Annotated in this window: 24 protein-coding genes and 9 tRNA genes; 21 read left to right on the top strand and 12 right to left on the bottom strand. The window is 67.1% G+C overall.

The genetic code is table 11. From position 1 onward, the window contains the following. Nucleotides 1-117: 117 nt before the first annotated feature. The 5 genes from mntR to AC6CHL_RS03405 all read left to right on the top strand — a co-directional run bounded on the left by mntR (nucleotide 118) and on the right by AC6CHL_RS03405 (nucleotide 3,933). Nucleotides 118-576: a manganese-binding transcriptional regulator MntR gene (mntR, locus tag AC6CHL_RS03425; RefSeq protein ID WP_038687850.1), complete on the top strand. Its 459-nt coding sequence runs from the start codon at nucleotides 118-120 to the stop codon at nucleotides 574-576. After that, entirely contained in the window at nucleotides 569-1,093 is a 525-nt protein-coding gene (gene tadA, locus AC6CHL_RS03420) for a tRNA adenosine(34) deaminase TadA (protein WP_038692092.1), read from the top strand. The genes mntR and tadA overlap by 8 nt, the downstream gene beginning before the upstream one ends. Before the next feature lie 102 nt (nucleotides 1,094-1,195). Next, the gene (orn, locus tag AC6CHL_RS03415; RefSeq protein ID WP_038687851.1) at nucleotides 1,196-1,765 is read left to right on the top strand and encodes an oligoribonuclease; all 570 of its coding nucleotides are present in this window, start codon (nucleotides 1,196-1,198) and stop codon (nucleotides 1,763-1,765) included. 61 nt (nucleotides 1,766-1,826) lie between these two features. Further along, a complete protein-coding gene (locus AC6CHL_RS03410; RefSeq protein ID WP_258317334.1) occupies nucleotides 1,827-2,693 on the top strand; it encodes an EcsC family protein in 867 nt (288 codons plus the stop codon). A 127-nt stretch (nucleotides 2,694-2,820) separates the two neighbouring features. Then, nucleotides 2,821-3,933, top strand: a complete 1,113-nt coding sequence (locus tag AC6CHL_RS03405) for an alkene reductase (RefSeq protein WP_498293358.1) — start codon at nucleotides 2,821-2,823, stop codon at nucleotides 3,931-3,933. A gap of 525 nt (nucleotides 3,934-4,458) precedes the next feature. On the opposite strand, the gene ppsA is transcribed toward AC6CHL_RS03405, so the two are convergent. Then, nucleotides 4,459-6,837, bottom strand: coding sequence for a phosphoenolpyruvate synthase (gene ppsA, locus AC6CHL_RS03400; protein WP_498293356.1), 2,379 nt, complete (start codon nucleotides 6,835-6,837; stop codon nucleotides 4,459-4,461). Between the two features lie 144 nt (nucleotides 6,838-6,981). Between ppsA and ppsR the strand changes: the two genes are divergently transcribed. Genes ppsR through AC6CHL_RS03385 form a run of 3 tightly spaced genes read left to right on the top strand, consistent with a single transcriptional unit; the run spans nucleotide 6,982 to nucleotide 8,925 of the window. Then, nucleotides 6,982-7,803 carry a posphoenolpyruvate synthetase regulatory kinase/phosphorylase PpsR gene (gene ppsR, locus AC6CHL_RS03395; RefSeq protein ID WP_038687857.1) on the top strand — a complete coding sequence of 274 codons (822 nt, stop codon included), beginning with the start codon at nucleotides 6,982-6,984 and terminating at the stop codon, nucleotides 7,801-7,803. A gap of 60 nt (nucleotides 7,804-7,863) precedes the next feature. Further along, complete coding sequence (locus tag AC6CHL_RS03390) at nucleotides 7,864-8,376, top strand: DUF1249 domain-containing protein (protein ID WP_038687859.1); 513 nt, start codon at nucleotides 7,864-7,866, stop codon at nucleotides 8,374-8,376. A 60-nt stretch (nucleotides 8,377-8,436) separates the two neighbouring features. Further along, the gene (locus AC6CHL_RS03385; RefSeq protein ID WP_038687861.1) at nucleotides 8,437-8,925 is read left to right on the top strand and encodes an NUDIX hydrolase; all 489 of its coding nucleotides are present in this window, start codon (nucleotides 8,437-8,439) and stop codon (nucleotides 8,923-8,925) included. Between the two features lie 55 nt (nucleotides 8,926-8,980). Here AC6CHL_RS03385 and AC6CHL_RS03380 read toward each other — a convergent pair whose 3' ends face one another. Continuing rightward, on the bottom strand, nucleotides 8,981-9,688 hold the full coding sequence (locus tag AC6CHL_RS03380) for a class I SAM-dependent methyltransferase (protein ID WP_498293354.1): 708 nt from the start codon (nucleotides 9,686-9,688) through the stop codon (nucleotides 8,981-8,983). 323 nt (nucleotides 9,689-10,011) lie between these two features. Between AC6CHL_RS03380 and AC6CHL_RS03375 the strand changes: the two genes are divergently transcribed. The 11 genes from AC6CHL_RS03375 (at nucleotide 10,012) to AC6CHL_RS03325 (ending at nucleotide 22,281) form a co-directional block, all read left to right on the top strand. Further along, a complete protein-coding gene (locus tag AC6CHL_RS03375) occupies nucleotides 10,012-10,626 on the top strand; it encodes a CDP-alcohol phosphatidyltransferase family protein (protein ID WP_354284266.1) in 615 nt (204 codons plus the stop codon). 55 nt (nucleotides 10,627-10,681) lie between these two features. Continuing rightward, entirely contained in the window at nucleotides 10,682-11,785 is a 1,104-nt protein-coding gene (phaE, locus tag AC6CHL_RS03370; protein WP_498293353.1) for a class III poly(R)-hydroxyalkanoic acid synthase subunit PhaE, read from the top strand. Beyond that, the gene (phaC, locus tag AC6CHL_RS03365) at nucleotides 11,782-12,849 is read left to right on the top strand and encodes a class III poly(R)-hydroxyalkanoic acid synthase subunit PhaC (RefSeq protein ID WP_498293352.1); all 1,068 of its coding nucleotides are present in this window, start codon (nucleotides 11,782-11,784) and stop codon (nucleotides 12,847-12,849) included. The genes phaE and phaC overlap by 4 nt, the downstream gene beginning before the upstream one ends. Next, the gene (locus AC6CHL_RS03360) at nucleotides 12,846-13,217 is read left to right on the top strand and encodes a YfeK family protein (protein ID WP_038687871.1); all 372 of its coding nucleotides are present in this window, start codon (nucleotides 12,846-12,848) and stop codon (nucleotides 13,215-13,217) included. The genes phaC and AC6CHL_RS03360 overlap by 4 nt, the downstream gene beginning before the upstream one ends. A 47-nt stretch (nucleotides 13,218-13,264) precedes the next feature. Continuing rightward, nucleotides 13,265-13,468 (top strand): PspC domain-containing protein, encoded by a 204-nt coding sequence (locus tag AC6CHL_RS03355; RefSeq protein ID WP_038687873.1) that lies wholly within the window; start codon nucleotides 13,265-13,267, stop codon nucleotides 13,466-13,468. Continuing rightward, complete coding sequence (locus tag AC6CHL_RS03350) at nucleotides 13,465-13,914, top strand: hypothetical protein (RefSeq protein WP_051598793.1); 450 nt, start codon at nucleotides 13,465-13,467, stop codon at nucleotides 13,912-13,914. The genes AC6CHL_RS03355 and AC6CHL_RS03350 overlap by 4 nt, the downstream gene beginning before the upstream one ends. Before the next feature lie 176 nt (nucleotides 13,915-14,090). Beyond that, nucleotides 14,091-14,306, top strand: coding sequence for a hypothetical protein (locus AC6CHL_RS03345; RefSeq protein ID WP_038687875.1), 216 nt, complete (start codon nucleotides 14,091-14,093; stop codon nucleotides 14,304-14,306). Between the two features lie 397 nt (nucleotides 14,307-14,703). Then, nucleotides 14,704-17,079: a Tex family protein gene (locus AC6CHL_RS03340; protein WP_498293350.1), complete on the top strand. Its 2,376-nt coding sequence runs from the start codon at nucleotides 14,704-14,706 to the stop codon at nucleotides 17,077-17,079. A 226-nt stretch (nucleotides 17,080-17,305) separates the two neighbouring features. Continuing rightward, nucleotides 17,306-19,510 (top strand): PAS domain S-box protein, encoded by a 2,205-nt coding sequence (locus AC6CHL_RS03335; protein ID WP_498293349.1) that lies wholly within the window; start codon nucleotides 17,306-17,308, stop codon nucleotides 19,508-19,510. Between the two features lie 303 nt (nucleotides 19,511-19,813). Beyond that, a complete protein-coding gene (locus AC6CHL_RS03330) occupies nucleotides 19,814-21,673 on the top strand; it encodes a methyl-accepting chemotaxis protein (RefSeq protein ID WP_498293347.1) in 1,860 nt (619 codons plus the stop codon). A gap of 101 nt (nucleotides 21,674-21,774) precedes the next feature. Then, nucleotides 21,775-22,281, top strand: coding sequence for a DUF4189 domain-containing protein (locus AC6CHL_RS03325; RefSeq protein WP_498293345.1), 507 nt, complete (start codon nucleotides 21,775-21,777; stop codon nucleotides 22,279-22,281). 78 nt (nucleotides 22,282-22,359) lie between these two features. Here the strand turns inward: AC6CHL_RS03325 and AC6CHL_RS03320 are convergent. Then, nucleotides 22,360-22,446 (bottom strand) — tRNA-Leu (locus tag AC6CHL_RS03320). Between the two features lie 124 nt (nucleotides 22,447-22,570). On the opposite strand from AC6CHL_RS03320, the gene AC6CHL_RS03315 reads away from it, so the two are divergent. Then, a complete protein-coding gene (locus AC6CHL_RS03315; protein ID WP_498293344.1) occupies nucleotides 22,571-22,951 on the top strand; it encodes a response regulator in 381 nt (126 codons plus the stop codon). A gap of 9 nt (nucleotides 22,952-22,960) precedes the next feature. Here AC6CHL_RS03315 and AC6CHL_RS03310 read toward each other — a convergent pair whose 3' ends face one another. Then, nucleotides 22,961-23,917, bottom strand: coding sequence for an SOS response-associated peptidase family protein (locus AC6CHL_RS03310; protein ID WP_498293343.1), 957 nt, complete (start codon nucleotides 23,915-23,917; stop codon nucleotides 22,961-22,963). Nucleotides 23,918-24,026: 109 nt separating this feature from the next. Here AC6CHL_RS03310 and AC6CHL_RS03305 point away from each other — a divergent pair, with 109 nt between their 5' ends. Continuing rightward, nucleotides 24,027-24,443: a GNAT family N-acetyltransferase gene (locus AC6CHL_RS03305; protein ID WP_051598794.1), complete on the top strand. Its 417-nt coding sequence runs from the start codon at nucleotides 24,027-24,029 to the stop codon at nucleotides 24,441-24,443. 80 nt (nucleotides 24,444-24,523) lie between these two features. On the opposite strand, the gene AC6CHL_RS03300 is transcribed toward AC6CHL_RS03305, so the two are convergent. From AC6CHL_RS03300 to AC6CHL_RS03265, 8 genes are all read right to left on the bottom strand, one after another. After that, a tRNA-Glu gene (locus AC6CHL_RS03300) sits at nucleotides 24,524-24,599 on the bottom strand. Nucleotides 24,600-24,648: 49 nt separating this feature from the next. Further along, a tRNA-Ala gene (locus tag AC6CHL_RS03295) sits at nucleotides 24,649-24,724 on the bottom strand. 230 nt (nucleotides 24,725-24,954) lie between these two features. After that, a tRNA-Glu gene (locus AC6CHL_RS03290) sits at nucleotides 24,955-25,030 on the bottom strand. A gap of 47 nt (nucleotides 25,031-25,077) precedes the next feature. Next, a tRNA-Ala gene (locus AC6CHL_RS03285) sits at nucleotides 25,078-25,153 on the bottom strand. Between the two features lie 121 nt (nucleotides 25,154-25,274). Then, nucleotides 25,275-25,350: transfer RNA gene (locus AC6CHL_RS03280), tRNA-Glu, on the bottom strand. Nucleotides 25,351-25,401: 51 nt separating this feature from the next. Beyond that, nucleotides 25,402-25,477: transfer RNA gene (locus tag AC6CHL_RS03275), tRNA-Ala, on the bottom strand. A gap of 155 nt (nucleotides 25,478-25,632) precedes the next feature. Continuing rightward, nucleotides 25,633-25,708: transfer RNA gene (locus tag AC6CHL_RS03270), tRNA-Glu, on the bottom strand. Between the two features lie 53 nt (nucleotides 25,709-25,761). Next, a tRNA-Ala gene (locus AC6CHL_RS03265) sits at nucleotides 25,762-25,837 on the bottom strand. Between the last annotated feature and the right edge of the window lie 189 nt (nucleotides 25,838-26,026).

Raw genomic sequence — 26,026 nt, 5'->3', positions numbered from 1 at the left:
GCACCGTGCAGGTTCGCTGACGGTGTCGCGCCGCCAGCCCAGCGCCGCTGCCGTATCACCCCCCAACGCGTAGAATGGCCCCATTGCCGTTGTCGGCCGCCTTGGATCCGCGCGCCCATGCCGCCAGCCTCCCTGTCCAGGAAATCCCCGTTGCTTGCCGCCGAAGCGCATGCGGAGGGCTTCGTGCAGGTGCGCGAAGCGCGCCGCTCGGAGCTGGTGGAAGACTACGTGGAGCTCATCGCCGACCTGATCGCCGACGGCCGCGAGGCCCGCCAGGTGGATATCGCCACCCGCCTGGGCGTGGCGCAGCCGACCGTGGCCAAGGCGCTGAAGCGGTTGGTCAAGGAGGGCTGGGCGGTGCAGCGGCCGTATCGGGGCGTGTTCCTGACCCCGGCCGGCGAGGCGCTGGCGGTGGAGATGCGCGCGCGCCACCAGACCGTGGAGAAGTTTCTGCTGGCACTGGGCGTGGACGCCGATTCGGCGCGACGCGATGCCGAAGGCATCGAGCATCATGTGAGCGAAGCGACCCTGGCCGCGTTCGAGGCGTTCGTGCGCAAGGCCAACGGCCATGGTTGAGTACCTGCCCGCGCCGCCGCCGCTGGGCGTGCCGGTGCACGACCAGGACGAGCACTGGATGCGCCACGCGCTGGCCCTGGCCGAGCGTGCCGAACGCGAGTTCAACGAGATTCCGGTGGGTGCGTTGCTGGTCGGCGCCGACGGCCAACTGCTGGGCGAAGGCTGGAACCTCAACATCGCCGACCACGACCCCAGCGCGCATGCCGAGATCGTGGCAATGCGCAAGGCGGGCAGGGCGATCAGCAACCACCGGCTGGTGGGCAGCACGCTGTATGTGACGTTGGAGCCGTGCGCGATGTGCGCCATGGCGATCGTGCATGCGCGCGTGGCACGCGTGGTGTATGCCGCCAGCGATCCCAAGACCGGCGCCTGCGGCAGCGTGTTCGACCTGCTGGGCGACGCGCGCCACAACCACCGGGTCGAGATTCATGGCGGCGTGCTGGCCAAGGACGCCAGCACCCGGTTGACCAACTACTTCCGCGCCAAACGCGGCAAGCCGCCGCTGCTGCTGGAATAACCGGCACTGTCCGCGACGGGGTGATGACGCGGGGGCGGTATCATATCGGCCATTCTCATCCTGGCCGGCGCTGCGGCGCCGTCCCCTGCACAAGGCGTAGACATGGCTGACAACGGCGCAGAAGGCGAACGATTGATCTGGATCGACCTGGAAATGACCGGTCTGGATACCGACAACGACGCGATCATCGAGATCGCCACCGTGGTCACCGATGCGCAGTTGAACGTCCTTGCCGAAGGCCCCGAGTTCGCCATTCACCATCCGGTCGAGCGCCTGGAAGCGATGGACGAATGGAACCGCACCCAGCACCGCCGCTCCGGCCTGTGGCAGCGCGTGGTCGACAGCCAAGTCACCCTCGGCCAGGCCGAAGCGCAGACGGTGAATTTCCTGGCGCAGTGGATCAAGGCCGGTGCCTCGCCGATGTGCGGCAACTCGATCTGCCAGGACCGCCGCTTCCTGCACCGTGAGATGCCGCGGCTGGAGAAGTACTTCCACTACCGCAACCTGGACGTGTCCACGGTGAAGGAACTGGCCAAGCGCTGGGCGCCGAGCGTGGCGGCCGGGCTGACCAAGACCGCCAGCCATACCGCGCTGAGCGACGTGCACGACTCGATCGCCGAACTGCGCCACTATCGCCAGTTCATGGGCGCGCTGTCGGGCCTGCCGGGCTGACCGCAACGGCCTGACGCGGGACGCACATTCCGTTCAACCGCCCGGCGCTATGATCCGGGCCATGAACGCCATCTCCCGCATGCCACCCCCGCTGGACACGCAGATCCTGCCCACTTCGCAGGATTGGGCCGACCTGCAGCGTGCCGTCACGCTGCTGGAGTCGCCGACGATCACCGCCAAGATGGCCAACCTGATCGGCTCACCGCTGGAGTTCGCGGTGAAGAAGCTGCCGAACGTGGTGTCCAAGCGGATCCACGGGGCGGTCGAGGCCGCCCTGTTCAAATCCGCCCAGGCGGCGTTGTGGAGCATGGACAACACCCCCGGCAAGGCGGCGTCCACGCGTTGGCACAAGCTCGCGGCCGCCACCAGCGGCGCGGTCGGCGGGGCGTTCGGCTTCACCTCGTTGTTCATCGAACTGCCGGTCTCCACCACCATCATGATGCGGTCGGTGGCCGACGTGGCACGCAGCGAAGGCTTCGACCTGCGCGACCTCAGCACCCGGCACGCCTGCCTGGAGGTGTTCGCGCTGGGCGGCAATGCCACTGGCGACGATGCCAGCGAGACCGGCTACTACATCACCCGTGGCTTCACCGCCGAAGTGATGCGGCACCTGTCGGCCGAACTGGCCGGGCGCGCCGCCAGCGGGGGCGGGGTGATGATCGGCCTGACCCCAAAGGAGGCCGGGAAGTGGTTGGCCAAGATCGTGGAGAAGGTGGCCGCGCGCTTTGGCGTGGTGGTCACCGAGAAGTTCGCCGCGCAGGCCGTGCCGATCATCGGCGCGGTCACCGGCGCCACGCTCAACACCATGTTCACCGACTACTACCAGGACATGGCGCGCGGCCACTTCATCGTGCGCCGGCTGGAGCGCACCTACGGGTATGAAACGGTGCGTGCGGCCTATTCGATGCTGGCCGGCCAGCGCGGCTGAGGCCGCCACGCCGGGCCACGGGCGGATCGTTGCGCTGGGGGCACAACTGTTTTGCCGTGGTCGCGCTGTTGCAGCCGCCTGCCAGCCCCCATCCTTCGGGCAGACCTGTTTCGAAGGATGCTGTTCCATGTTGTTCACCCCCTACCGCCTGGGCGCGCTGACGCTGCCCAACCGTATCGTGATGCCGCCGATGACCCGCTCGCGCGCGGCCGATGGCAATGTCGCCACCCCGTTGATGGCCGACTACTACGCGCAGCGTGCGTCGGCTGGCCTGATCGTCAGCGAAGGCACCCAGATCAGCCAGCAGGGCCAGGGCTACGCCTGGACCCCGGGCATCCACGATGATGCGCAGATCGCCGGCTGGCGCGGCGTGACCGATGCGGTGCACGCCGCTGGCGGCCGCATCGTGGCCCAGCTCTGGCACGTCGGCCGCGTGTCGCATACCGCGCTGCAGCCCGACGGCGGCGCGCCGGTGTCCTCCTCGGCGTTGCAGGCCGAGGGCGTCAAGGTGTTCGTCGATCCGCAGGGCAGGGGCCCGCAGGGCGGCGTGGGCGAGATGGTGCAGCACGCGATGCCGCGCGCGCTGGCGATCGAGGAAATCCCCGGCATCGTGCGCGACTACGCGCAGGCAGCACGCAACGCGATCGCCGCCGGGTTCGACGGCATCGAACTGCATGGCGCCAACGGCTACCTGATCAACCAGTTCATCGACTCGCAGGCCAACCAGCGTACCGACGCCTACGGTGGCCCGCTGCAGAACCGGCTGCGCTTCCTGCGCGAGGTGGTCGAGGCGGTGGCCGACGCGATCGGTGCCGAGCGCGTCGGCGTGCGCCTGGCCCCGCTGACCACGCTGCAGGGCGCGGTGGACGACACCCCGCAGGCGACCTACCTGGCCGCCGCACACCTGCTGGACAGTATCGGCGTGGGCTACCTGCACATCGCCGAGGCCGACTGGGAAGACGCACCGGTGATGCCGGTGGCCTTCAAGGAAGCGCTGCGCATGCTCTACCGCGGCACTTTGATCTATGCCGGCAAGTACACCGTTGAACGCGCCGAAGAGGCGCTGACCAAGGGCTGGGCCGACCTGATCGCCTTCGGCCGACCGTTCATCGCCAACCCCGACCTGCCCGAGCGCCTGCGCCAGGGCCTGCCGTTGAACACCCCGGACAAGGCCACGTTCTTCGGCGGCGGCGCCGAAGGCTTCACCGATTACCCGGTGGCAGAAACCGCCGAGGCCTGAAGGCGCGCACCCAACCGGGGGTAGAGCTGACCACCGGGTAGAGCTGACCGTTCGGTAGAGCTGACCGTTGGTCAGCTGCCCTCCGATCCGGCGCCATGCAAATCGGCAGGATCCGCCGCGCGACACGCCGCAGCCGACCAACGGTCGGCTCTACCCGGGATGTGTCCATGCGGCGCGGATGTACACCGCCCACGATCCACTCGGATGGACCAATCAACCGCCGTCCATGGGGGTAAAGCTGACCGTTGGTCAGCTGCCCTCCGATCCGGCGCCATGCATGTCGGCAGGCTCCGCCGCGCGATGCGCGGCAGCCGACCTATGGTCGGCTCTACCGGGGGGTGACCATTCGGAAGGATCCGCCGCGCCGTGCGCGGCATCCGACCAACGGTCGGCTCTACCGGGGGGCGACCATTCGGAAGGATCCGCCGCGCCGTGCGCGGCAGCCGACCAACGGTCGGCTCTACCGGAGGCCACAAAACAAAACCCCGCTTGCGCGGGGTTCTGTTTGCTACCGGTCTGGCTGGATCAGCCCTTGGCTTTCAGCTTGGCCAGGCGCAGCCAGGTGTCGACCACGGTGTCCGGGTTCAGCGACACCGACTCGATGCCTTCCTGCATCAGCCATTCGGCCAGGTCCGGGTGATCGGACGGGCCCTGCCCGCAGATGCCCACGTACTTGCCCTTGGCGCGCGCCGACTTGATCGCCATCGACAGCAGCTTCTTCACCGCCGGGTTCCGCTCGTCGAACAGGTGCGCCACGATCGACGAATCGCGGTCCAGGCCCAGGGTCAGCTGGGTCAGGTCGTTGGAGCCGATCGAGAAGCCGTCGAAGATCTCCAGGAACTCATCGGCGAGCAGTGCGTTGGACGGCACTTCGCACATCATGATGATCTTCAGGCCGTTCTCGCCCTGCTTGAGGCCATTCTGTTCGAGCACCTCGATGACCTTGCGGCCTTCTTCCAGGGTGCGCACGAACGGAATCATGACCCACAGGTTGTCCAGGCCCATCTCGTTGCGCACGCGCAGCACGGCCTGGCATTCCAGCGCGAAGGCGGCCGAGAAGCTCGGGTCGACGTAACGGCTGGCGCCGCGGAAGCCGATCATCGGGTTCTCTTCGTGCGGCTCGTAGTTGCTGCCGCCGATCAGGTTGGCGTACTCGTTGGACTTGAAGTCCGACAGGCGCACGATCACCGGGTTCGGCGCAACCGACGCGGTCAGCGTGGCGATGCCTTCGGCCAGACGGCCGACATAGAAGCTCACCGGATCGGCGTAACCGGCGATCTTCTCGTCGATCTTCTTCTTGGTCGCCGCGTCCTGGCGGTCGTATTCCAGCAGCGCGTTGGGATGGATGCCGATGTGGCTGGCAATGATCATCTCCAGGCGGGCCAGGCCGATGCCGGCGTTCGGCAGCTGGCCGAAGTCGAAGGCACGTTCCGGGTTGGCCACGTTCATCATGATCTTCAGCGGCGCCGGCGGCATGTTGCCCAGGTCTGTGGTGGTGCGCTCGAACGCGAGGATGCCGTCATAGATGAAGCCGGTGTCGCCCTCGGCGCAGCTGACGGTGACCTGCTGGCCATCCTGGATCAGCTGGGTGGCGTTGCCCGAGCCGACCACGGCCGGCACGCCCAGCTCACGAGCGATGATCGCCGCGTGGCAGGTACGGCCACCGCGGTTGGTCACGATGGCCGAGGCACGCTTCATCACCGGCTCCCAATCGGGGTCGGTCATGTCCGCAATCAGCACGTCGCCGGGCTGCACGCGGGCCATGTCTTCCAGCGACTTCACCACGCGGGCGGTACCGGCACCGATCTTGGCGCCCACGGCGCGGCCTTCGGCCAGCACCTTGCCGTCCTTCTGGCTCAGCGCGAAACGCTCGATCTGGGTGGCATGGCCACGCGACTTCACGGTCTCTGGGCGCGCCTGCACGATGAACAGCTTGCCGCTCACGCCGTCCTTGGCCCACTCGATATCCATCGGGCGGCCGTAGTGCTTCTCGATGACCAGCGCCTGCTTGGACAGTTCCTGCACGTCCTCGTCGCTGATCGAGAAGACGTTGCGCTGCTCGGCGGGGGTGTCTTCGATGCGCACGCGCTCACCGGGGACATCCGAATACACCATGCGGATGGCCTTGCTGCCCAGCGAACGGCGCAGGATCGCCGGCTTGCCGGCGCTCAGGGTGGGCTTGTAGACGTAGAACTCGTCGGGGTTGACCGCACCCTGCACGACCATTTCGCCCAGGCCGAACGAGGAGGTGACAAACACCACGTCGCGGAAGCCGGACTCGGTGTCCAGGGTGAACAGCACGCCGGACGAACCCACGCCCGAACGCACCATCAGCTGCACGCCCGAGGACAGGAACACGTCTTCGTGCTTGAAACCGTGGTGGACGCGGTAGGCGATGGCGCGGTCGTTGTACAGCGAGGCGAACACTTCCTTGACCTTGAGCACGACATCGTCGGCGCCGGTGACGTTGAGGAAGGTTTCCTGCTGGCCGGCAAACGACGCATCGGGCAGATCTTCGGCGGTGGCCGAGGAGCGCACTGCCACGGCCACGTCGCCGCCGCCGTTCTCGTCGCACAGCTTCTTGTAGGCGCTGCGGATGTCCTGGTCCAGCTGCGGCTGCAGCGGGGCGTCGATGACCCAGCCGCGGATTTCCTTGCCCGCTACGGTGAGCGCGGCGACATCTTCCACGTCCAGCGTGGCCAGCTTGTCGAAGATGCGCTTGGACAGATCGTTGTGCGCGATGAAGTCCTTGAAGGCTTCAGCGGTGGTTGCATAACCGCCGGGGACAGAAACCCCCAGGCCGGCAAGATTGCCGATCATTTCGCCCAGCGACGAATTCTTGCCGCCTACGCGGGCCAGATCGGCCAAGCGCAGTTCGTGCAACCACAGGATATTCTCGTTCAAGCGCGATGCTCCGTTTGGCCATCGCCCGAGGCGGGCTTGGATGGCCACGTCCGTAGGAAGAAGCCGATATGATGCCGGGCAGACCGCTGTCGGCACAAGCTTGTATCGACAGCCTTTTTAAGCTTCGTAGGGGGTAAAAGCCGTATGTCGACGATCCGTCCGGTGTTCTACGTGTCCGATGGAACCGGTATCACCGCTGAAACCATTGGGCATAGCCTGTTGACCCAGTTCTCCGGGTTCAGCTTCATTACCGACCGGATGTCGTTCATCGATGATCCGGAAAAGGCCCGTGAAGCGTGTGAAAGGATCCGTGCAGCCGGGGAGCGCTACCAGGTCCGGCCGATCGTGGTCAGTTCCTGCGTGGACAGCGGGCTGAGCATCATCCTGGCCGAAAGCGGCGGGTTGATGCTGGACGTGTTCGCCCCCTTCATCGAGCCCCTGGAGCGCGAACTGGCGGTCAACCGCCACTCCCGGGTGGGCCAGGCGCACGGCATGGTGGACTTCGAGACCTACCACCGGCGCATCAATGCGATGAACTTCGCGCTGACCCACGATGACGGCATTGCCATCAACTACGACGACGCCGACGTGATCCTGGTGGCGGTGTCGCGGGCCGGCAAGACCCCCACCTGCATCTACCTGGCCCTGCATTACGGGGTGCGCGCGGCCAATTACCCGCTCACCGACGAAGACCTGGAGCAGGACCGCCTGCCGCCCCGGCTGCGCCCGTACCGCAAGAAGCTGTTCGGCCTGACCATCGACCCGGACCGCCTGCAGCAGATCCGCCAGGAGCGCCGCCCAAACTCGCGCTACGCCAACCTGGAGACCTGCAAGCGCGAGGTGGCTGCGGCCGAGACCATGTTCCGCATGGAGCGCATCCCGACCCTGAGCACCACGCACACCTCGATCGAGGAGATTTCCAGCAAGGTGCTGACCACCCTGGGGCTGCAGCGCGAGTTGTATTGACCCCTTTGGCCGGGGCCTGGCCGCCCCCACGTTGAAGGATCAACGTGTAGGATCGACCCCATGGCCCAGGCAACGCCCCGCATCGAACGCATCCCCAGGCTCAGCCGTCTGAGCTGGCTGATGGGCCTGTACGCGGAAAACTACCAGCACCTGGTGCGGCTGTTCGCACCGGCCGAACTGGTGGCCGGCAGCTATGTGTCGTCGGTGGGCGATGGGCTGGACGTCCGCCTGGACGTCATTGAGTGCCACCGCTACACGGTCGAGCTGCGCCTGACCTACGATTTCGCCGACCCGGTCACCGGGCAGCCGGATCCGTCGGCCTATGTGCGGCTGTACCGTGACGCGCGCCAAGCCGAGACCACCCACTGCTACGTGGGGCGGCGCTGGCAGGACGTGGTGGGCATGTACCCGCCGCCGGCCGAGTTGATCAGCCACCGCATGCGCATGAACACCTTCCTGGGCAAATGGCTGGAATACCTGGCCGAGCGCGGTCACGGCGTGGCCACCCTGCGCCGCGACGGCGATGCGCTGCCGGCCCCGGCCGACACCCAGCGCACCCGCGTGGCCGGCTGAGCCAACCGCGCCGCGCCGATCGCGCATAATCGGGGTTTGTGCCTGTTGAGCCCCTGCCTCATGCCCTATACCCCGATCATGGCCACCCTCGGCTACGTGATTTCGCCCGACGGCAAGCAAGCCCTGATGATCCACCGCAACGCCCGCCCGGGCGATCTGCACCTGGGCAAGTACAACGGCCTGGGCGGCAAGATGGAGCGTGATGAAGACGCTGCGGCCTGCATGCGCCGCGAGATCCGCGAGGAAGCCGGGATCGAATGCGGCACCATGCGCCTGCGCGGCACCATCAGCTGGCCGGGCTTCGGCAAGCACGGCGAAGACTGGTTCGGGTTCGTGTTCGTGATCGACGATTTCACCGGTACGCCGCTGACCTCCAACCCCGAGGGCACCCTGGAGTGGGTGGACCTGGACAAGCTGGACACCCTGCCACTGTGGGAAGGCGACCGCAGCTTCCTGCCGCTGGTGTTCGGCGACGACCCGCGCGCCTTCCACGGGGTGATGCCGTACCGCGACGGCGCCATGCAGTCCTGGACCTACACCCGCCTGTAACCGGGTAGTGCCGGCCGCTGGCCGGCAACCCAACCAAGCCAACACCGCCGCGCCATCACCGCCGCGCCAGCAACAGATGGAAGTGCTTCTCCACCTGGCGCCCGTCATTGCTGGTACCGGTTTCCCGGTGCGCCCGCCAGCCGCAGACCCGCAGCCCACTGCTGCGCATGGCCAGCTCCACGTCGGCCAGCTCATGCAGGTGGAACCCATGCGCGGTAAAGGGCAGGGTGCGCATGAAGGCCGCATCGCCGAAGGCCAGGCACAGCCGGCCGCCGGGGCGCAGGACCCGGGCCAGTTCAGCCAGCGCCAGCGCGGGCTGTTCCCAGAAGTACACGGTGTTCACCGCCAACGCCGCATCGATGCAGGTGTCCTCCAGGTCCAGCGCATGCACATCGCCCAGGCGGACGGCGGCGCGGCCGTGCAGGTCGGCGGCGGTCAGGCGGTCCTGCGCGGCATCCACCATGTCCGCCGACACCTCAACACCCAGGTAGCGGCTGCCGGGCGCGCGCAGCAGGTCAGCAGCGAAGGCCGCGTTGCCTGGGCCGATCTCCAGCACCTGTTCGCGCGCGGCGACGGCCAGCAGGGCGATGGCCGCCTGGTTCAGCGCGCCGTTGCTGCGGTTCATGGACTCGGCTACAGCCAGTGCATGGTCCCCATGCGGGTGGCGCAACTGGGCAGCAAGATGTTCGGGTGAAAGCACGCAGGCAACTCCTGTCGCAAGGGGCGGGCAGGACGTAGCGGCGGCGTGTCCACCCACCAGCATACCCGTGGACGGAGCGCTTCGGACACTGCCCGGTGCCGGCGATGACACCGGCGGCAGCTGTCAACCGGCCATCGGTGATCAATAAATAACCAGCGTCGCGGCGGCTGAGACAGAGTTGTCCACAGGGGGTGTGGATGACTGGTGCGCAAGTTTGTGGATAAGCCATGGCAGCCCCCGCCAGTTCTCGCTGTCAAGATGGGTGGCCAAAAATTCACCGCATGTCGTTGTCCTGTGAAGGCGTCGCCAAGGCATTGACCGTGCCGCTCTGTCACGGTTTGGGCTGCTCGCGGTACTCTCTTGCGATTGCCGTCTACAGATCACCCATGAAACGTCATTTCTCGATGCTGCGCGAGTTCCACCTGGCGGACTGGTTCACCCTGGCCAACGCGTTCTGCGGCACCGGCGCGGTGTTTGCCGCCATGCGCTTCCTGCAGGACGGGCAGCGCAGCTACCTGTTGTTCGGCATGGCGTTGATCCCGCTGGCCTTCATCTTCGACGCGCTCGACGGGCGCATCGCGCGCTGGCGCAAGTCCAGCTCGACGCTGGGCCGGGAGCTGGATTCGCTGTCGGACATCATCTCCTTCGGCGTGGCCCCGGCCGCGCTGGCCTACGCCTGCGGCATGCAGGGCGGCTGGGACTGGCTGGTGCTGAGCTATTTCGTGTGCTGCGGGGTCAGCCGACTGGCGCGCTACAACGTGACCGCCGAGGCATTGGCGGGCGAGGGCGACAAGGTGCCGTACTTCGAAGGCACGCCCATTCCCACCAGCCTGGCGCTGGTGGTGGTGCTGGCGGTGGCCGCCAGCATGGGCGCCATCGGCCACGACCTGTGGCTGGGCCAGTGGCAACTGGGTCCGTGGCAGCTGCACCCGATGGTGCTGTTGTTCGCCCTGTCCGGCTCGCTGATGATCAGCAAGACCCTGCGTATTCCCAAGCCATGAACCTGCCCCTGTCATTGCCCCTGATCCTGTCCGGCCTGCAGCCTGGAGCCCGCCGATGAGCACGGCCGGCAGCGGCGGCAACGCGGGCGACATCGAAGCCCTGGCGCGCCAGTATTTCAGCGCCTGGGGCGATGCCCTGCGCCACGCCGCCGTGCCACCCGGCGCGCCCGGCGCACAAGGCGCGGGGCAGGGCAGTTGGCAGCAGGCCATCGACTGGTGGGCGCAGATGATGCCCAATGCCAACAGCAGCCCGGCCGACGACGCGGTGCACCGCTTCCGCGAACAGGCCGGTGGCTGGTACGGCACGATGCAGCAGGTGGCCGCGCAGTTCGCCGGCCGCGATGCCAGCAGCGCCGATGTGGCCCAGGCCTGGAAACAGGCCGTGGAAGGCCAGGGCGACGGGCTGCTGCAGTGGATGTTGCAGGGCGCGCGGGGCCATACCCAGGCCGGCGGCCCGGACCTGTTGAAACTGCTGGAAACCCTGCAGCGTGACCTGGGCCCGTGGCTGCAGAGCCCGGCGTTCGGCCCCGGTCGCGAGCACCAGGCCCGCTGGCAGGCGCTGCTGCGCGCCCAGCAGGACTATCAGGCGCACTCGCGCGACTACGTGGACCAGATCAAGCAGGCGCTGGACGATGCGTTCAAACTGTTCGAACAGCGCCTGGCCGAGCACGAGCAGCCGGGCAACCAGCTGACCAGCGCGCGGGCGATGTTCGACCTGTGGATCGAGGCCGCCGAAGAGGCGTACGCCAAGGTGGCGATGTCCGAGCCGTTCCAGCAGGTGTATGCCGAACTGGGCAACGCGCAGATGCGCCTGCGCGCGGCGACCCAGCACGAGATCGAACGGGTGTGTGAGGCGATCGGCATGCCCACCCGCACCGAAATGGATGCCGCGCACCGCCGCATCACCGACCTGGAGCGGCTGGTACGGCGCATGGCGGCTGGCGTCGGGCCCCGGCCGGCAGCGGCTGAGGCACCGAAAGCGGCGTCGCGCCCGCGTGCGGCCCGCCGCGATGCAGCGCCCACGCCCGGTCCGGTCAAGAAGGCGGCCAAAGCGGCCAAACCTGCTGCGAAAAAAGCGTCCTCGTCCCCCGTGAAAAAGACCGCCCCCAAGGCGTCGGCGAAACCGGCCGCCGCCAAGCCGCGGAAGCGCACGCCATGAAAGGGCCGTTGGGCTTCAACGCCGAGGATCTGCTGCAGGAGACCCTGGCCATGCAGCGCAAGCTGCTGGACGGGTTGACCCTGCTGCCGTCGGTGGAGGACGTGGACTACGGCGCCACCGCGCGCGAGGAAGTGTGGCGCGACGGCAAGGTCGTCCTGTACCGCTTCGTCGGCGACGATGCGCCGGTCCAGCGCACGCCGCTGCTGATCGTCTACGCGCTGGTCAACCGCCCGTACATGGTGGACCTGCAGGCCGACCGCTCACTGGTGCAGCGCCTGCTCGCGCTCGGCCACGACGTGTACGTGCTGGACTGGGGCTACCCGGACCGCTCCGAGCGCTACCAGACGCTCGAGGACTACCTGCTGCGCTTCGTGGACGGCGCGGTGGACCACCTGCAGGCGCAGTCGGGCGCCCCGATCAACATGCTCGGCATCTGCCAGGGCGGGGTGTTCGCGCTGTGCTACGCCGCGCTGCGCCAGCACAAGCTGGCCAACCTGATCACCATGGTCACCCCGGTCGACTTCCAGACCCCCGACAACATGCTGTCGCACTGGGCGCGGCAGGTGGACGTGGACCTGCTGGTGGACACGCTGGGCAACATCCCGGCCGACCTGATGAATGCCAGCTACCTGATGCTCAAGCCGTTCCGGCTCAACGTGCAGAAGTATGTCGGCCTGCTCGACATCCTGGACGACAAGGCCGCGCTGCAGGACTTCCTGCGCATGGAAAAGTGGATCTTCGATTCGCCCGACCTCGCCGGCGAGACCTTCCGTGATTTCATCAAGCAGTTCTACCAGGGCAACGGCCTGATGCACGACGGCATCAAGATCGGCGAAGACACCGTCCAGCTGTCGCAGGTCACCCTGCCGGTGCTGAACATCTACGCCGAGCAGGACCACCTGGTGCCGCCGGATGCGTCACGCGCGCTGCGCGGCCGGATCGGCAGCACCGACTACACCGAAAGCAGTTTCCGTGGCGGCCACATCGGCATCTACGTGTCCGGCCGCGCCCAGCGCGAGGTTCCCGGTACGATCACGGATTGGTTGAAGGAACGTTCCGCATGACCCATCGCCTCCGCGCAGTGCTTGCACTGGCCCTCATCGCCCCCGGCGTGGCGCTGGCCGCCCCGAGCGACACCGCCCGCCGCGAGATCGCCGGCCTGATCGGCGCGCTGGATGGTTCCAGCTGCCGCTTCCAGCGCAATGGCAGCTGGCATGACGCCGCCGAGGCGCGCGCACACCTGCAGCGCAAGTACGACTACCTGCTCAAGAAGGACAAGGTGGACACCGCCGAGCAGTTCATCGAGCGGGCCGCCAGCCAGAGCAGCATGAGCGGCAAGCCCTACCGCATTGCCTGCCCGGGCCAGCCCGAGCAGACCGCCGCGGTGTGGTTTGGCGCGCGTCTGAAGGCCCTGCGCCAACGCACCTTGTAGACATCGCCCGCGGTACAGTCCGCCCTCCAGTCCCGGAGACCGCTGCCATGAACGCCACGCCGCGCACGCTGTCGCGCTCGCTCAACGACCGCATGATCGCCGGGGTGATGGGCGGCATCGCGCACCGCTTCGGCTGGAGTGCCACCGTGGTGCGGGTGGTGTTCGTGCTGGTCTCGGTGCTGTCGGCGGCCTTCCCGGGCATCCTGGTCTACCTGATCCTGTGGCTGCTGATCCCCAACGAGGCCGATTGAGCCTGCCACCGCTGGCGCTGCGCGTCCTGCAGGGGCTGGGCGCGGTGTGGACCGCGCCCAACACCCTGATTGGTCTGATCGGCGGCCTGGCCGGGATGGTGGCCGGCGCGCGCCCGTCCTGGAACCGCCGCGACCTGGCCATCGTGTTCCGTGACTGGCCGTGGGGGCCGGGCGGGGCGATCACGCTGGGCAACGTCATCCTGCACACCGGCCCGGTGCTGGACGTGGCCTGCCGCACCTACGCCCACCAGGCCGGGCACTGCACCGAACCGGTGATCGGCCTGCACGACCACGAGCGCGCGCACGTGTACCAGTATCTGGTGCTGGGCCCGCTGTATCTGCCGGTGTACCTGGTGTGTGGCGGGGTAAGCGCGCGTAACCCGTTCGAACGCGCGGCCGATGTGTACGCCATGACCGGCCGTGGCTGGTGGCCGGGTGTGCCGTAAGGCGCTGTAGCCGACGTTAGTGCGGCGTTAAATCGGTGTAAATAAAACGTCGCGCAACGCGACGTCATCTGCATGCAAACAAAGGTTATTAGGCTGCATGACGGATCAGTCAGGTTCGGCACGCTAAACTGGCGCCTGTTGTAATTGCACGATGCGTCACAGGAGGAACACATCACATGGCAATCGTTCTTTATGTCGGTGGTAGCAAGGATGGCGACAAAGGATTGGTACCCCACGGTTTCAGCAAGTCCCGGGCCGATACCGACACCGGGCCGGAGATCTATACCGAGCGGTTCATGGAACTGCCGGGCATCGGCAAGATCCGGGTAATGGCGCTGGAATCCCTGCGCGACGAGATCGTCCACCAGCGCACCGCCCAGCATTACCGCTGAAGCGGCCCGTAGAGCCGGGCTCTGCCCGGCGCCCGACCGGTAGTGCCGGCCGCTGGCCGGCTCCACGCACACCCCGAACCCGTAGAGCCGGGCTCTGCCCGGCTCCCGACCACGTGGCCGGCTCCACGCACACCCCGAACCCGTAGAGCCGGGCTCTGCCCGGCTGTCCGAGTACCCCGGCCGTAACGAGGAGCCGGCCAGCGGCCGGCACTACCGTGGGCGATGCGATTGTCATGAGCAGCCGGGCAGAGCCCGGCTCTACGGTGGGTGATCCGATTGTCATGACAAGCCCGGCACCCGCGGGCGACAGGTTCGCCCCCCGCTGTCAACGCCTTCCCCCCGCCGCCGTGCGTTGCCACAATCGGGACTTTCCGTACTGCGGCTCCGGCCGGAAGCAATGCCTGACATCAAGCTCGCCCAGCAGATCGCCCAGACCATCGCCGATGAAATCGGTGCCCAGCCTGCCCAGGCGCGTGCCGCCATCGCCCTGTTGGACGAAGGCGCCAGCGTCCCGTTCATCGCCCGCTACCGCAAGGAAGTCACCGGCGGCCTGGACGACACCCAGCTGCGCAACCTGGAAACCCGCCTGACCTACCTGCGCGAGCTGGAAGACCGCCGCGCCGCCGTGCTGTCCAGCATCGACGAACAGGGCAAGCTCACCGACGACCTCCGCAACGAGATCCTCGGCGCCGATACCAAGTCGCGCCTGGAAGATCTGTACCTGCCGTACAAGCCCAAGCGCCGCACCCGCGCCCAGATCGCGCGCGAAGCCGGGCTGGAACCGCTGGCCGATGGCCTGCTGGCCGATCCAAACCTGGACCCGCAGGTGTTCGGTGCCACCTTCGTGGATGCCGACAAGGGCGTGGCCGACACCAAGGCCGCGCTGGAAGGCGCCCGCGCGATCCTGATGGAACGCTGGGGTGAAGACGCCGCGCTGGTCGGCGAGCTGCGCAGCTGGCTCGGCGAAAACGGGGTCATCCGTGCCCGTGTCGCCGAAGGCAAGGAAGAGCAGGGTGCCAAGTACCGCGACTACTTCGAACACGCCGAATCGCTGGCGAAGATTCCCTCGCACCGGCTGCTGGCGCTGTTCCGCGCGCGCCGCGAGGAAATCCTGTTCCTGGAACTGGACCCCGGCACCGACGCCGAAGCGGGCCACGTGTATGCCGAAGGCCGCGTGGCCTACAAGGCCGGCATCGCCGACGCCGGTCGTCCTGGCGACCGCTGGCTGCTCGACGCCTGCCGCCTGACCTGGCGCGCCAAGCTGCACATGCACCTGCTGCTGGACCTGTTCAACCAGGCCCGCGAGAAGGCCGAAGCCGAGGCGATCGCGGTGTTCGGCGACAACCTCAAGGACCTGCTGCTGGCCGCGCCGGCCGGGCCCAAGAGCGTGCTCGGGCTGGACCCGGGTATCCGCACCGGCTGCAAGATCGCCGTGGTCGATGCCACCGGCAAGCTGGTGGCCACCGACACCATCTACCCGCACGAACCGCGCCGGCAGTGGGACCAGTCGCTGCAGACGATCAAGCAGCTGTGCATGAAGCACAACGTGGAACTGATCGCGATCGGCAACGGCACCGCCAGCCGCGAAACCGACAAGCTGGCCGGGGAGGCCATCAAGGCACTCGGCGACAGCAAACTGCAGAAGATCGTGGTCAGCGAGGCCGGTGCGTCGGTGTACTCGGCCTCCGAATTCGCCGCCAAGGAGTTCCCGGACCTGGACGTGTCGATCCGTGGCGCGGTTTCCATCGCCCGTCGCCTGCAGGATCCGCTGGCCGAGCTGGTCAAGATCGAACCCAAGGCGATCGGCGTGGGCCAGTACCAGCACGACGTGGACCAGTACCGCCTGGCGCGCGCGCTGGATGCGCGGGTGGAGGACTGCGTCAACGCGGTCGGCGTGGAGGTCAACACTGCCTCGGCCGCGCTGCTCTCGCGCGTGTCCGGGTTGTCGGCCACGGTGGCCGAGAACATCGTGCGCCACCGCGACGACAACGGCCCGTTCAAGCGCCGCAAGGACCTGCTCAAGGTGCCGCGCCTGGGCGACAAGACCTTCGAACAGTGCGCCGGCTTCCTGCGCATCGCCGATGGCGACCAGCCGCTGGATGCCTCCTCGGTGCACCCGGAAGCCTACCCCGTGGTGGAGCGCATCGTGGCCGCCACCGCACGCCCGATCAAGGCGTTGATCGGCGATGGCAGCTTCCTGCGTGGGCTGAAGGCCGAACAGTTCACCGACGCCACCTTCGGCGTGCCGACCGTGCGCGACATCCTGAAGGAGCTGGAAAAGCCCGGCCGCGACCCGCGCCCGGAGTTCAAGGCGGCGCGTTTCGCCGAGGGCGTGGAAGAACTCAAGCACCTGCAGCCGGGCATGATCCTGGAAGGCGTGGTCAGCAACGTGGCCGCGTTCGGTGCGTTCGTGGACATCGGCGTGCACCAGGACGGCCTGATCCACATCTCGGCGCTGTCGGACACCTACGTCAAGGACCCGCGTGATGTGGTCAAGGCCGGTGACATCGTCAAGGTGAAGGTGCTGGAGGTGGACGTGGCGCGCAAGCGCATCGCCCTGACCCGGCGCCTGGACGACACCCCGGCGCCTGCCAAGGCCCCGGGCGAGCGCGATGCCCGGCCCGCCGGTGGCGGTCGCCGTGATGCCGGTGGCGGGGGTGGTCAGCGCAATGGCGGCCGTGGCGCCGCCCCGGGCCCGCGCCCGGGCAGTGCCGCGCCGCCGGCCAACAACGCCCTGGCCGACGCCTTCGCCCGCGCCAAACGCGGCGGCTGAACCGGCCTGGATCCACCCGCCAGGGGCCGCCGTGTGCGGCCCTTGGCGTCTCTGGCGGGCACGGCACTTCTGGTTTCACTCCGTGTTGGTCACACTTCCCGTCAAATGCCCGTAGGCTGGGCAGGCGCCGGGGAGGCCATATGACAACGCACCAGGCAGGGCCGGAAGGTCGGGCAGGGCCACGTGCAGTACGGCGCGGCGTCCGCCCGCGTGCGTGGCCGGACGCATGAGCCACGATCCGGCCGGCACCGCGCACGGCACCGACGCGGCGTTGCGTGACATCACCGAGCGCCACCGGCGCCTGCAGATGATCATCGACGGCACCGGTGCCGGCACCTGGGAATGGAATGTCCAGGACGGCCGGATGTGGGTCAACGAACGCTGGGCGCAGATCGTGGGCTACACCCGCGACGAACTGGCGCCGATCACCCCCGACACGTTTTTCCGGCTGGTCCACCCCGACGACCTGGCCCAGTCCAACGCGCGGCTGCGCGAGCACCTGGAAGGACGCTCGCCGCACTACGACAGCCTGTGCCGCATGCGCCACAAGGACGGCCACTGGATCTGGGTGCAGGACCGCGGCCGCGTCTACGAATGGGACGCGCACGGCCAGCCGCAGTGGATGGCCGGGGCACACGCCGACGTCACCGACCTGCAGACTGCGCGGCAGGACGCGGCCAACATGCGCCAGCGCCTGCAGGCGGTGGTGGATGCCTCCGACGAAGTGGCGGTGATCGCCACCGACATCGATGGCGTGGTCAACCTGTTCAACACCGGGGCGCAGAAACTGCTGGGCTACACGCCCGCCGAGGTGATCGGGCGGGTCAACCCGGGCCTGTTCCATGACCCGGATGAAATGATGGAGTACCTGCGCCCGCAGGCCGATGCCGATGGCCGCGTGCCCACCGTCTTTGAAGCGCTCACCGCGCACGCCACGCAGGGCACCTGGTCGCACCAGTGGACGTACGTGCGCAAGGACGGCGAGCGCCGCCAGGTGCGGCTGTCGATCAGCCCGCTGGACGCCAGCGGTGGTCACCGGATCGGCTACGTCGGCATGGCGGTGGACATCACCCCGCTGCTGGAAGTCCGCGAGCAGGCGTACCTGGCGGCCGAAAAATTCGCCGGTGCGTTCTCTTCGGCCGCGCTCGGCATGGCGCTGGTGTCGCTGGAAGGGCGCTGGCTGGATGTCAACGACGCGCTGTGCGGCATCCTCGGCTACACGCGCGCCGAGCTGCTGGCAGTGGACTTCCAGACGCTCACCCATGCAGACGATCTCAACACCGACCTGGCCCTGGTCGCCGACCTGCTCAACGGGCGGCGCGACCACTACCACATGGACAAGCGGTACCTGGGCAAGCGCGGCAACATCGTGTGGGGCCGGCTGTCGGTGTCGCTGGTGCGCTCCGAACACGGCGAGCCGCTGCACTTCGTGTCGCAGATCCAGGACGTCACCGCCCAGCGCCAGAGCAGCCTGCAGCTGCGCGAATCCGAGCAGCGCACGCGCATCACCCTGGATGCGGTGGCCGACATGGTGCTCACCCTGGATCTGCACGGGCTGATCCAGTACGCCAACGCCGCGGCTACCCGCGCGCTGGCCGGGGAGGGCGCCGCGCCCCTTACCGGCGGCCAGATCCAGGACGTGATGGAGCTGACCACCGAATACGCGCCCCGCTCGCCGCTGGACATCGCCGTGCTGCTCGACCCGGAGAGCAACGCGGTGGACCTGCATTCGGACCTGCTGCTGTCGGTGGGCGCGCAGCTGCTGCCGGTGGATCTCACCCGTGCCTGGCTGCGCGCCGAGGACGGCCAGGTCAGTGGCGCGGTCTGGGTGATCCGCGATGTGACCCAGCAACGCGCCCGCCAGCGCGAAGCGCGCCACCTGGCCGAGGTCGACCCGCTGACCGAGCTGAGCAACCGCCGCGGGTTCGAAGCCCATCTGCAGCAGGCCATCACCCGGGTCGCGCGGACCGGGCAGTCGGCCTCGCTGATGTTCATCGACCTGGACAACTTCAAGCCGGTCAACGACAGCCATGGCCACCTGGCCGGCGATGCCATGCTCTGGGCGGTGGCCAATGTGCTGCGCCACGGCGTGCGCGATTCGGACATCGTGGCGCGGCTGGGCGGCGACGAATTCGCCGTGATCCTGGCCGGTTGCTCGCTCAAGCGCGCCCGGCGCATCGCCAGCGACCTGCTGGACGGCGTTCGCACGCTGACCATTCCCTGGGACCTGCAGCGGCTCAGCGTCGGCGCCAGCATCGGCATCGCCGCGATCGGCGGCAGCATGAGCGTGGACGACGCGGTGGCCGCGGCCGATGCGCAGTGCTACCTGGCCAAGGCGGCAGGCAAGAACAATGTGCAGGTGGAGACGCCGACCATGGAAGGGCTGGACCCGCTGGACGCGGGTGAGACCAGTGAGGGCGGGGAAGGCTGAACCTGTTGGCATCCGGCCTTCGGCAGCCCTTCGGGCCGCTAAAGCTTCGGCGGGCCGGGTCGATACCGTCTAAGGCAACGCGACCAAGGCGGGGCCACGTTGGACATTGGCTGCGCTCCCTTTGCGGCCCCGATCGCGTGACTTTGCAACATGCCGTCTGCACGCCGCAGTACCGCCGTTGTATTAGCCGCTGGAGCGACGTCCTGCACTGCGGACGTCTGCGCAAGTCCCCAAGCCAATGATGTGCCGGCGGGTTGCTCCCCGTCGGATCCCAATCGCCAACGGGCACCGAGGATCACGATGATGCTTACTTCAGGTATGCACGCGCATGTGCAAGGACGTACCGACGCCGCTGCCAGCCACTCGTTGTGGCAGGCCCTGAAAGCCAGCGTCACCGCCACGGGCCACGCACGCCAGGCCGCCAACGTGGCCGCGCAGCGCCGCCAGTGCGAGCTGGAAGCCCAGGTGGCTGCATTGCACCGGGTGCAGGCGGTGATCGAATTCGATCTGGACGGCACCATCCTGCAGGCCAACGACAACTTCCTGCAGGCCGTGGGCTACCGGCTCGATGAAATCCAGGGCCGGCACCATGCCATGTTCGTCGAACCGGCCCTTGCCCAAGGCCAGGAGTACCGCGACTTCTGGGCGCGGCTCGGGCGCGGTGAATTCGACGCCGGCCAATACCGGCGGCTGGGCAAGGGCGGCCGCGAGATCTGGATCCAGGCCTCCTACAACCCGGTGCTGGACGGCAACGGGCATCCCTACAAGGTGGTGAAATTCGCCACCGACATCACCGCGCAGATGCAGCAGGCCGCCGATGTGTCCGGCCAGCTGGCGGCGATCAACAAATCGCAGGCGGTCATCGAATTCAGCCTGGACGGCCGCATCCTGTCGGCCAACGACAACTTCCTGGCGACCACCGGCTACACACTGGACGAAGTACGTGGCCAGCACCACGCCATGTTCGTCGAGCCCGAGCACCGCCAGAGCCCGGACTACGCCCGGTTCTGGGAAAAGCTGGGCCGCGGCGAGTACGACGCCGGCCAGTACCGGCGCTTTGGCAAGGGCGGCCGCGAGGTGTGGATCCAGGCGTCGTACAACCCGATCCTGGACATGAACGGCCGCCCGTTCAAAGTGGTCAAGTACGCCACCGACATCACCGCCCAGGTGCGTGACAGCCTGGCCATGCAGCACGCCGTGGCGCAGACCCGCGAGGTGGTGGCCGCGGCCAAGGGCGGTGACCTCACCGGGCATATCGCCACCGAGGACAAGAACGGCCCGATCGCCGAGCTGTGCGAAGGCATCAATGCGCTGGTAGAGGCGATGGCCTCGATCATCGCGCAGATCAAGTTCGCCGCCGACACCATCGCGGTGGGCGCCAGCGAGATCGCCGAAGGCAACAGCGACCTGTCGGTGCGTACCGAGCAGCAGGCCGCATCGCTGGAAGAAACCGCGGTCTCGATGAAGGGCCTCACTGCCACCGTGCAGCAGACCGCCACCAACGCCCGCCAGGCCAGCGAGCTGGCGAGCGGCGCGGTGGACGTGGCCGCGCAGGGCGGCCATGTCGTGCATGAAGTGGTGTGCACGATGGCGCTGATCAACGAATCGTCGCGTCGGATCGTCGACATCATCGGTGTCATCGACGGCATCGCCTTCCAGACCAACATCCTGGCGCTCAACGCGGCGGTGGAAGCCGCGCGCGCCGGTGAGCACGGCCGCGGCTTTGCGGTGGTGGCCTCGGAGATCCGGTCGCTGTCGCAGCGCTCGGCGGGCGCGGCCAAGGAGATCAAGCAGTTGATCGCCGATTCGGTGGAGAAGGTGGGCGCTGGTACCGGCCAGGTCGAGAGTGCCGGCCGCACCATGGATGAGATCGTGGTCAACGTGAAGCGGGTCAGTGCGTTGATCAGCGAGATCAGTGCGGTGGCCCAGCAGCAGAGCGAAAGCATCGGGCAGATCCACCAGGCGGTCGACCACATCGACGAAGGCACCCAGCAGAATGCCGCGCTGGTGGAAGAGGCGTCCGCCGCCGCGCGCAGCATGGAAGAGCAGGCTACCCAATTGCTGCAGACGGTGGCCGCGTTCCGGGTGGAGGCCGGTGCGGGAATCGCGCGGCAGGCCATCGCGGCAGCGGGACATGGCCAACCGGCGCTGCGGCTGGTGTAAGCGTCTGCTGTGCCTGACAACGTATCGGGGCGCTACCTGCGTGCCAATCGTGTTGCGCTTTGGGATACTCGGCCTTCCAACGGAAGGTCGAGACCACCACCATGTCAATGACAGCAGGACGCAGCGCAGTACTTCTGGTCGCACTGGCCGCGGCGGGCGCCGCCAACGCGGCGTCGGCCGTGTTTTACGACACCACTACCGGTGTTTACGGCTATTCGATGAACCAGCGCACCGTCAGCGCGGCAGTGCAGCAGGCGTTGGGCTACTGCGTGCAGCGTTCACCGAACTGTGCGAGCCAGGCAAGTACCACCGCCCCGGGATTCTCCGCGGTGTACACCGGCACCCGCGCCGTGGGTTTTGCGCTGTCTGAAAAAGAGGATGGCGCTGCCCAGCGCAAGGCCGAAGTGATGTGCCGTCGCCAGGCCCGGGATTGCGTTCTGGCGCTGGTGTGGCGCGAGACCCCGCCGCTGACGCCGGACGCGTCGGCGCAGGCCGCCGTGCTGCAACAACGGGCTGCGTCTACCGCTGCGGCGGTGGCTGCGGCCAATGCCGCTGCCGCTGCCGAAACCGCTGCCAAAGCGGCGGCTGCATCGAGATCCACTGAATGAGTCCACGGAAGGGGCTGCCGTTCGGCAGCCCCTGAAATGCAAAAGGCCAGATCCGAAGATCTGGCCTGTGCAATTCCATGGTGCCGAAGGTGGGACTCGAACCCACACGCTTTTAAGGGCGGCGGATTTTGAGTCCGCTGCGTCTACCGATTCCGCCACTTCGGCTGGCTGGCCGCGTAGTGTATACAAATTGTAGAGATCTGTGCAGCCCTGAACGCTTCATGTGATGTTCGATCTTCATTGGGGCAGGACGCTATACTCACCGGGCTGAACCATACAGAGAGCCGGGATGAGCGCATTGCAGGATCTTCGGGTACTCGTGGTCGAGAACGACGAAATGAGTGCGGCCCTGCTGCAGATGCAGCTGCTCCAGGCCGGCGCGGTCGTCGTCGGTCCGGCGGCATCGGTTGCCGATTCGCTGCGCCTGCTCGGCCAGAGCGAGCCCCAGGTGGCGCTGCTGGATTACCGGCTGGCCAACAATGAAACCAGTGAACCGGTCGCGGCCGCCTTGAGCGCCCGGGGCATTCCGTTCGTGCTGGCTACCGGCATGGCGCCGGATCACCTGCCGGCGGTGTTCCGCACCGGCGTGATGCTGACCAAGCCGTACCTCACCGCGGAACTGAACGCGGCGTTGGAACGCGCGCTGCAGGCCGCATCGGTCGCCAGCTGATCCCTGCGCTCACGCCGCTTCGGTGTGGGCGTAACTGACCGGCTCACGGTCATCCAGGATGCGATACAGCGCATCCAGATCGTTGGGGTCCGGGTTCAGCCAGGCATCCAGGTTGTCCGGCCGGATCGGGATGATGCAGCGGTCATGGCCGGCCGCGGCGATATCGCGCGGCGGTTCGTCAGTGATGGCCGCAAAGGACAGCAGCCGCCCCTCCGGTCCTTCCCACTCCGACCACAGGCAGGCGATGAGCAGGTCGCGCGGTGGCTGCGGACGGAATTCCAGCACCACGTTGCTGGCCTTCTCGCCGGGCGAGAGGGCGCGTTGCTCCAGCGCATGCCGCGGCACGTGTTCGTAGAACGACTGCACCACCACCACGCCATGGCAATGCCCGAACGCGGGCTTCCAGTATCCGCCCAGGCTGTCGCGGCGCGCGTTGTAGGTGCCGGGGTACAGCGTGTCGTGGCGGGCCGGCGTGTCCGGCAGACGGCACTGATAGCGCATCGGCTTGATCACGCGTTGGCCGCGCTCGGACACGATCACCGGTGCATACACGCCAGGAAAGATGCGACTGTCGCGCGGCAGCAGCCCGGTGCGCCGCAGGTCATCCAGCCGCGCCTGCGCGCGTTCGACCCGGTTGCCAGCGATACGCGCCTCATTGCGTGCCTTCTGTGTGGGGCGCGTGGCCAGGCTGGCGTGAGCGGCGTCGCGGCGTTCGCCCTGCACGCGGATCTCCGTGTCCAGCGCCTGCATTTCCTCGGCATGCCACTGCTGGATCTTTGCCACGATGTCCTGGCCCTGCGCGGTGCGCGCGCCAGCAAAGCCGTCGTCCATTGCTTTGGGCGTTTTCGGGCGCTGCTTGCCGGCATCGTGGGCGTAGAGCTGGGCGAATTCGTCCAGCGACATCATGGCGCCGTATTCCCGCACCAGCTTGGTGTAATCGGCGCGGATCTGGGCGGAATAGCACATGGGGCAGGGACGGGCGAAAGGGGTAGGGGACAGCATAGGCTGGTTGGTATCACCGGATGAGAAACCGATGCGGCATGCTGGCAACCTGTTCACGTGTGCGAGCCGTCCCATGACCCTAGCTGCTGGTCTGAAGTGCATTCCCCATCCGCCCAGCGTGGCCGAGTACCGCGATCTGCGGGTGCGCGCGGGGCTGAGCCCGAAAACATTGGAGGCGGCCACGCTGGGCCTGCCCCATACGGTGTTCGGGGTCAGCATCCGCGAGGGCGATCAGCTGCTGGCGATGGGCCGCCTGGTGGGCGACCGCGGCTGCTTCCTGCAGGTGGTGGACATCGCGGTGGTGCCCGAGCGGCAGGGCCAAGGGTTGGGCAAGGCGGTGATGCGTGAACTGGACGCGTGGCTGCAGGCCCATGCGGTAGGTGCGTACGTGAGCCTTATCGCCGATGGCGACGCGCACCGCCTGTATGCGCAGTTCGGCTTTGCGTTGACCGCGCCGCGATCGGTGGGCATGGCCAAGGTGGTGCGGTAGATACCGACCGTTGGTCGGTACGTATGTTGAGGGCGCACAAACAAAAACCCCCGGCAATGCCGGGGGCTGTTGTTTGTAGCTGGCGTCCCCACGGGGATTCGAACCCCGGTCGCCACCGTGAAAGGGTGATGTCCTAGGCCTCTAGACGATGGGGACGCGTTAAACCGAATTTTGTCTTCTATCGGACGGCCTGTGTCCGGAGAAGTGGTGGAGCCAGGCGGGATCGAACCGCCGACCTCCTGCATGCCATGCAGGCGCTCTCCCAGCTGAGCTATGGCCCCACGTTGATGCTGCGAGCCGCCTATCATAGCGATGGTTGTGCTGGATGGGAAGCTTTTTATTTCGTTCCGGTGCATGCCGATTGTGGGTCGGCGCGCCGGGGGTGTCCTGCATGCGCCATGCCGACCAACGGTCGGCATCTACCGGTATGTGCCGTTTCGGCCAATGGCCGACATTTACCGGGGCACACAAACAAAAACCCCCGGCAATGCCGGGGGCTGTTGTTTGTAGCTGGCGTCCCCACGGGGATTCGAACCCCGGTCGCCACCGTGAAAGGGTGATGTCCTAGGCCTCTAGACGATGGGGACGCGTTAAACCGACAAGTCTTCTATCGGACGGCCTGTGTCCGGAGAAGTGGTGGAGCCAGGCGGGATCGAACCGCCGACCTCCTGCATGCCATGCAGGCGCTCTCCCAGCTGAGCTATGGCCCCACGTTGTACCGCGAGCCGCCTAGTATACCTGCCTGTTCACGTTTGTGGAAGACCACGACGAAAAACTGCAGAAGGCGGTGACAAAAAGACCCGGCGAACCGGGCCTGATGTCGTTGATGAGTGGCGTCCCCACGGGGATTCGAACCCCGGTCGCCACCGTGAAAGGGTGATGTCCTAGGCCTCTAGACGATGGGGACGCATAAACTCATCAATGTTTTCAGCACCTCCGAACGGCCTAAGGTCCGGAGTGGTGGAGCCAGGCGGGATCGAACCGCCGACCTCCTGCATGCCATGCAGGCGCTCTCCCAGCTGAGCTATGGCCCCACGATGCTGGAGGCCGAATTCTACGCGGGTGTGAAGCGTTCGCCAAGTCTTTTGTGTGACATCGCGATGAATTTCTTCGGCCGCGATCGATGGCCGCACGCGACACGGCAAAAACAAAAAGCCCCGACCGGGGTCAGGGCTTTCTGCTTCTTGATTGGCGTCCCCACGGGGATTCGAACCCCGGTCGCCACCGTGAAAGGGTGATGTCCTAGGCCTCTAGACGATGGGGACGCACGAAACTTCAAATTTTGCCACTGCACTTTCAATCGGCCTAATGATTGAAGTGGTGGAGCCAGGCGGGATCGAACCGCCGACCTCCTGCATGCCATGCAGGCGCTCTCCCAGCTGAGCTATGGCCCCACGTCGTGAGGAGCGAAATCATAGCGACGACGTTTTCGATTGGCAAGCAAAAACTGCACGAAATGCGTCATTTGTTGGCCGCGCGTTGATGACGCAGGCGCGCTGCACCGCACGTAGGTTGTGGATGCCGCCAAACCGGCATTCGCACACCGGCCATGCGCGCGATGATGGTCACTACGTTGCACCTGC

It is taken from the genome of Stenotrophomonas sp. GQ19, assembly GCF_059758695.1.
Note: the sequence above shows the minus strand (reverse complement) of the source record. Positions and strands in the feature narration are given on the sequence as shown.

Excerpts from the sequence above, each read along its gene's own strand:
- mntR (WP_038687850.1), top strand. The coding sequence starts at position 118 with ATGCCGCCAGCCTCCCTGTCCAGGAAATCCCCGTTGCTTGCCGCCGAA.
- tadA (WP_038692092.1), top strand. The coding sequence starts at position 569 with ATGGTTGAGTACCTGCCCGCGCCGCCGCCGCTGGGCGTGCCGGTGCAC.
- orn (WP_038687851.1), top strand. The coding sequence starts at position 1,196 with ATGGCTGACAACGGCGCAGAAGGCGAACGATTGATCTGGATCGACCTG.
- AC6CHL_RS03410 (WP_258317334.1), top strand. The coding sequence starts at position 1,827 with ATGAACGCCATCTCCCGCATGCCACCCCCGCTGGACACGCAGATCCTG.
- AC6CHL_RS03405 (WP_498293358.1), top strand. The coding sequence starts at position 2,821 with ATGTTGTTCACCCCCTACCGCCTGGGCGCGCTGACGCTGCCCAACCGT.
- ppsR (WP_038687857.1), top strand. The coding sequence starts at position 6,982 with ATGTCGACGATCCGTCCGGTGTTCTACGTGTCCGATGGAACCGGTATC.
- AC6CHL_RS03390 (WP_038687859.1), top strand. The coding sequence starts at position 7,864 with ATGGCCCAGGCAACGCCCCGCATCGAACGCATCCCCAGGCTCAGCCGT.
- AC6CHL_RS03385 (WP_038687861.1), top strand. The coding sequence starts at position 8,437 with ATGCCCTATACCCCGATCATGGCCACCCTCGGCTACGTGATTTCGCCC.
- AC6CHL_RS03380 (WP_498293354.1), bottom strand. The coding sequence starts at position 9,688 with ATGCTGGTGGGTGGACACGCCGCCGCTACGTCCTGCCCGCCCCTTGCG.
- AC6CHL_RS03375 (WP_354284266.1), top strand. The coding sequence starts at position 10,012 with ATGAAACGTCATTTCTCGATGCTGCGCGAGTTCCACCTGGCGGACTGG.
- phaE (WP_498293353.1), top strand. The coding sequence starts at position 10,682 with ATGAGCACGGCCGGCAGCGGCGGCAACGCGGGCGACATCGAAGCCCTG.
- phaC (WP_498293352.1), top strand. The coding sequence starts at position 11,782 with ATGAAAGGGCCGTTGGGCTTCAACGCCGAGGATCTGCTGCAGGAGACC.
- AC6CHL_RS03360 (WP_038687871.1), top strand. The coding sequence starts at position 12,846 with ATGACCCATCGCCTCCGCGCAGTGCTTGCACTGGCCCTCATCGCCCCC.
- AC6CHL_RS03355 (WP_038687873.1), top strand. The coding sequence starts at position 13,265 with ATGAACGCCACGCCGCGCACGCTGTCGCGCTCGCTCAACGACCGCATG.
- AC6CHL_RS03345 (WP_038687875.1), top strand. The coding sequence starts at position 14,091 with ATGGCAATCGTTCTTTATGTCGGTGGTAGCAAGGATGGCGACAAAGGA.
- AC6CHL_RS03340 (WP_498293350.1), top strand. The coding sequence starts at position 14,704 with ATGCCTGACATCAAGCTCGCCCAGCAGATCGCCCAGACCATCGCCGAT.
- AC6CHL_RS03335 (WP_498293349.1), top strand. The coding sequence starts at position 17,306 with ATGAGCCACGATCCGGCCGGCACCGCGCACGGCACCGACGCGGCGTTG.
- AC6CHL_RS03330 (WP_498293347.1), top strand. The coding sequence starts at position 19,814 with ATGCTTACTTCAGGTATGCACGCGCATGTGCAAGGACGTACCGACGCC.
- AC6CHL_RS03325 (WP_498293345.1), top strand. The coding sequence starts at position 21,775 with ATGTCAATGACAGCAGGACGCAGCGCAGTACTTCTGGTCGCACTGGCC.
- AC6CHL_RS03315 (WP_498293344.1), top strand. The coding sequence starts at position 22,571 with ATGAGCGCATTGCAGGATCTTCGGGTACTCGTGGTCGAGAACGACGAA.
- AC6CHL_RS03310 (WP_498293343.1), bottom strand. The coding sequence starts at position 23,917 with ATGTGCTATTCCGCCCAGATCCGCGCCGATTACACCAAGCTGGTGCGG.
- AC6CHL_RS03305 (WP_051598794.1), top strand. The coding sequence starts at position 24,027 with ATGACCCTAGCTGCTGGTCTGAAGTGCATTCCCCATCCGCCCAGCGTG.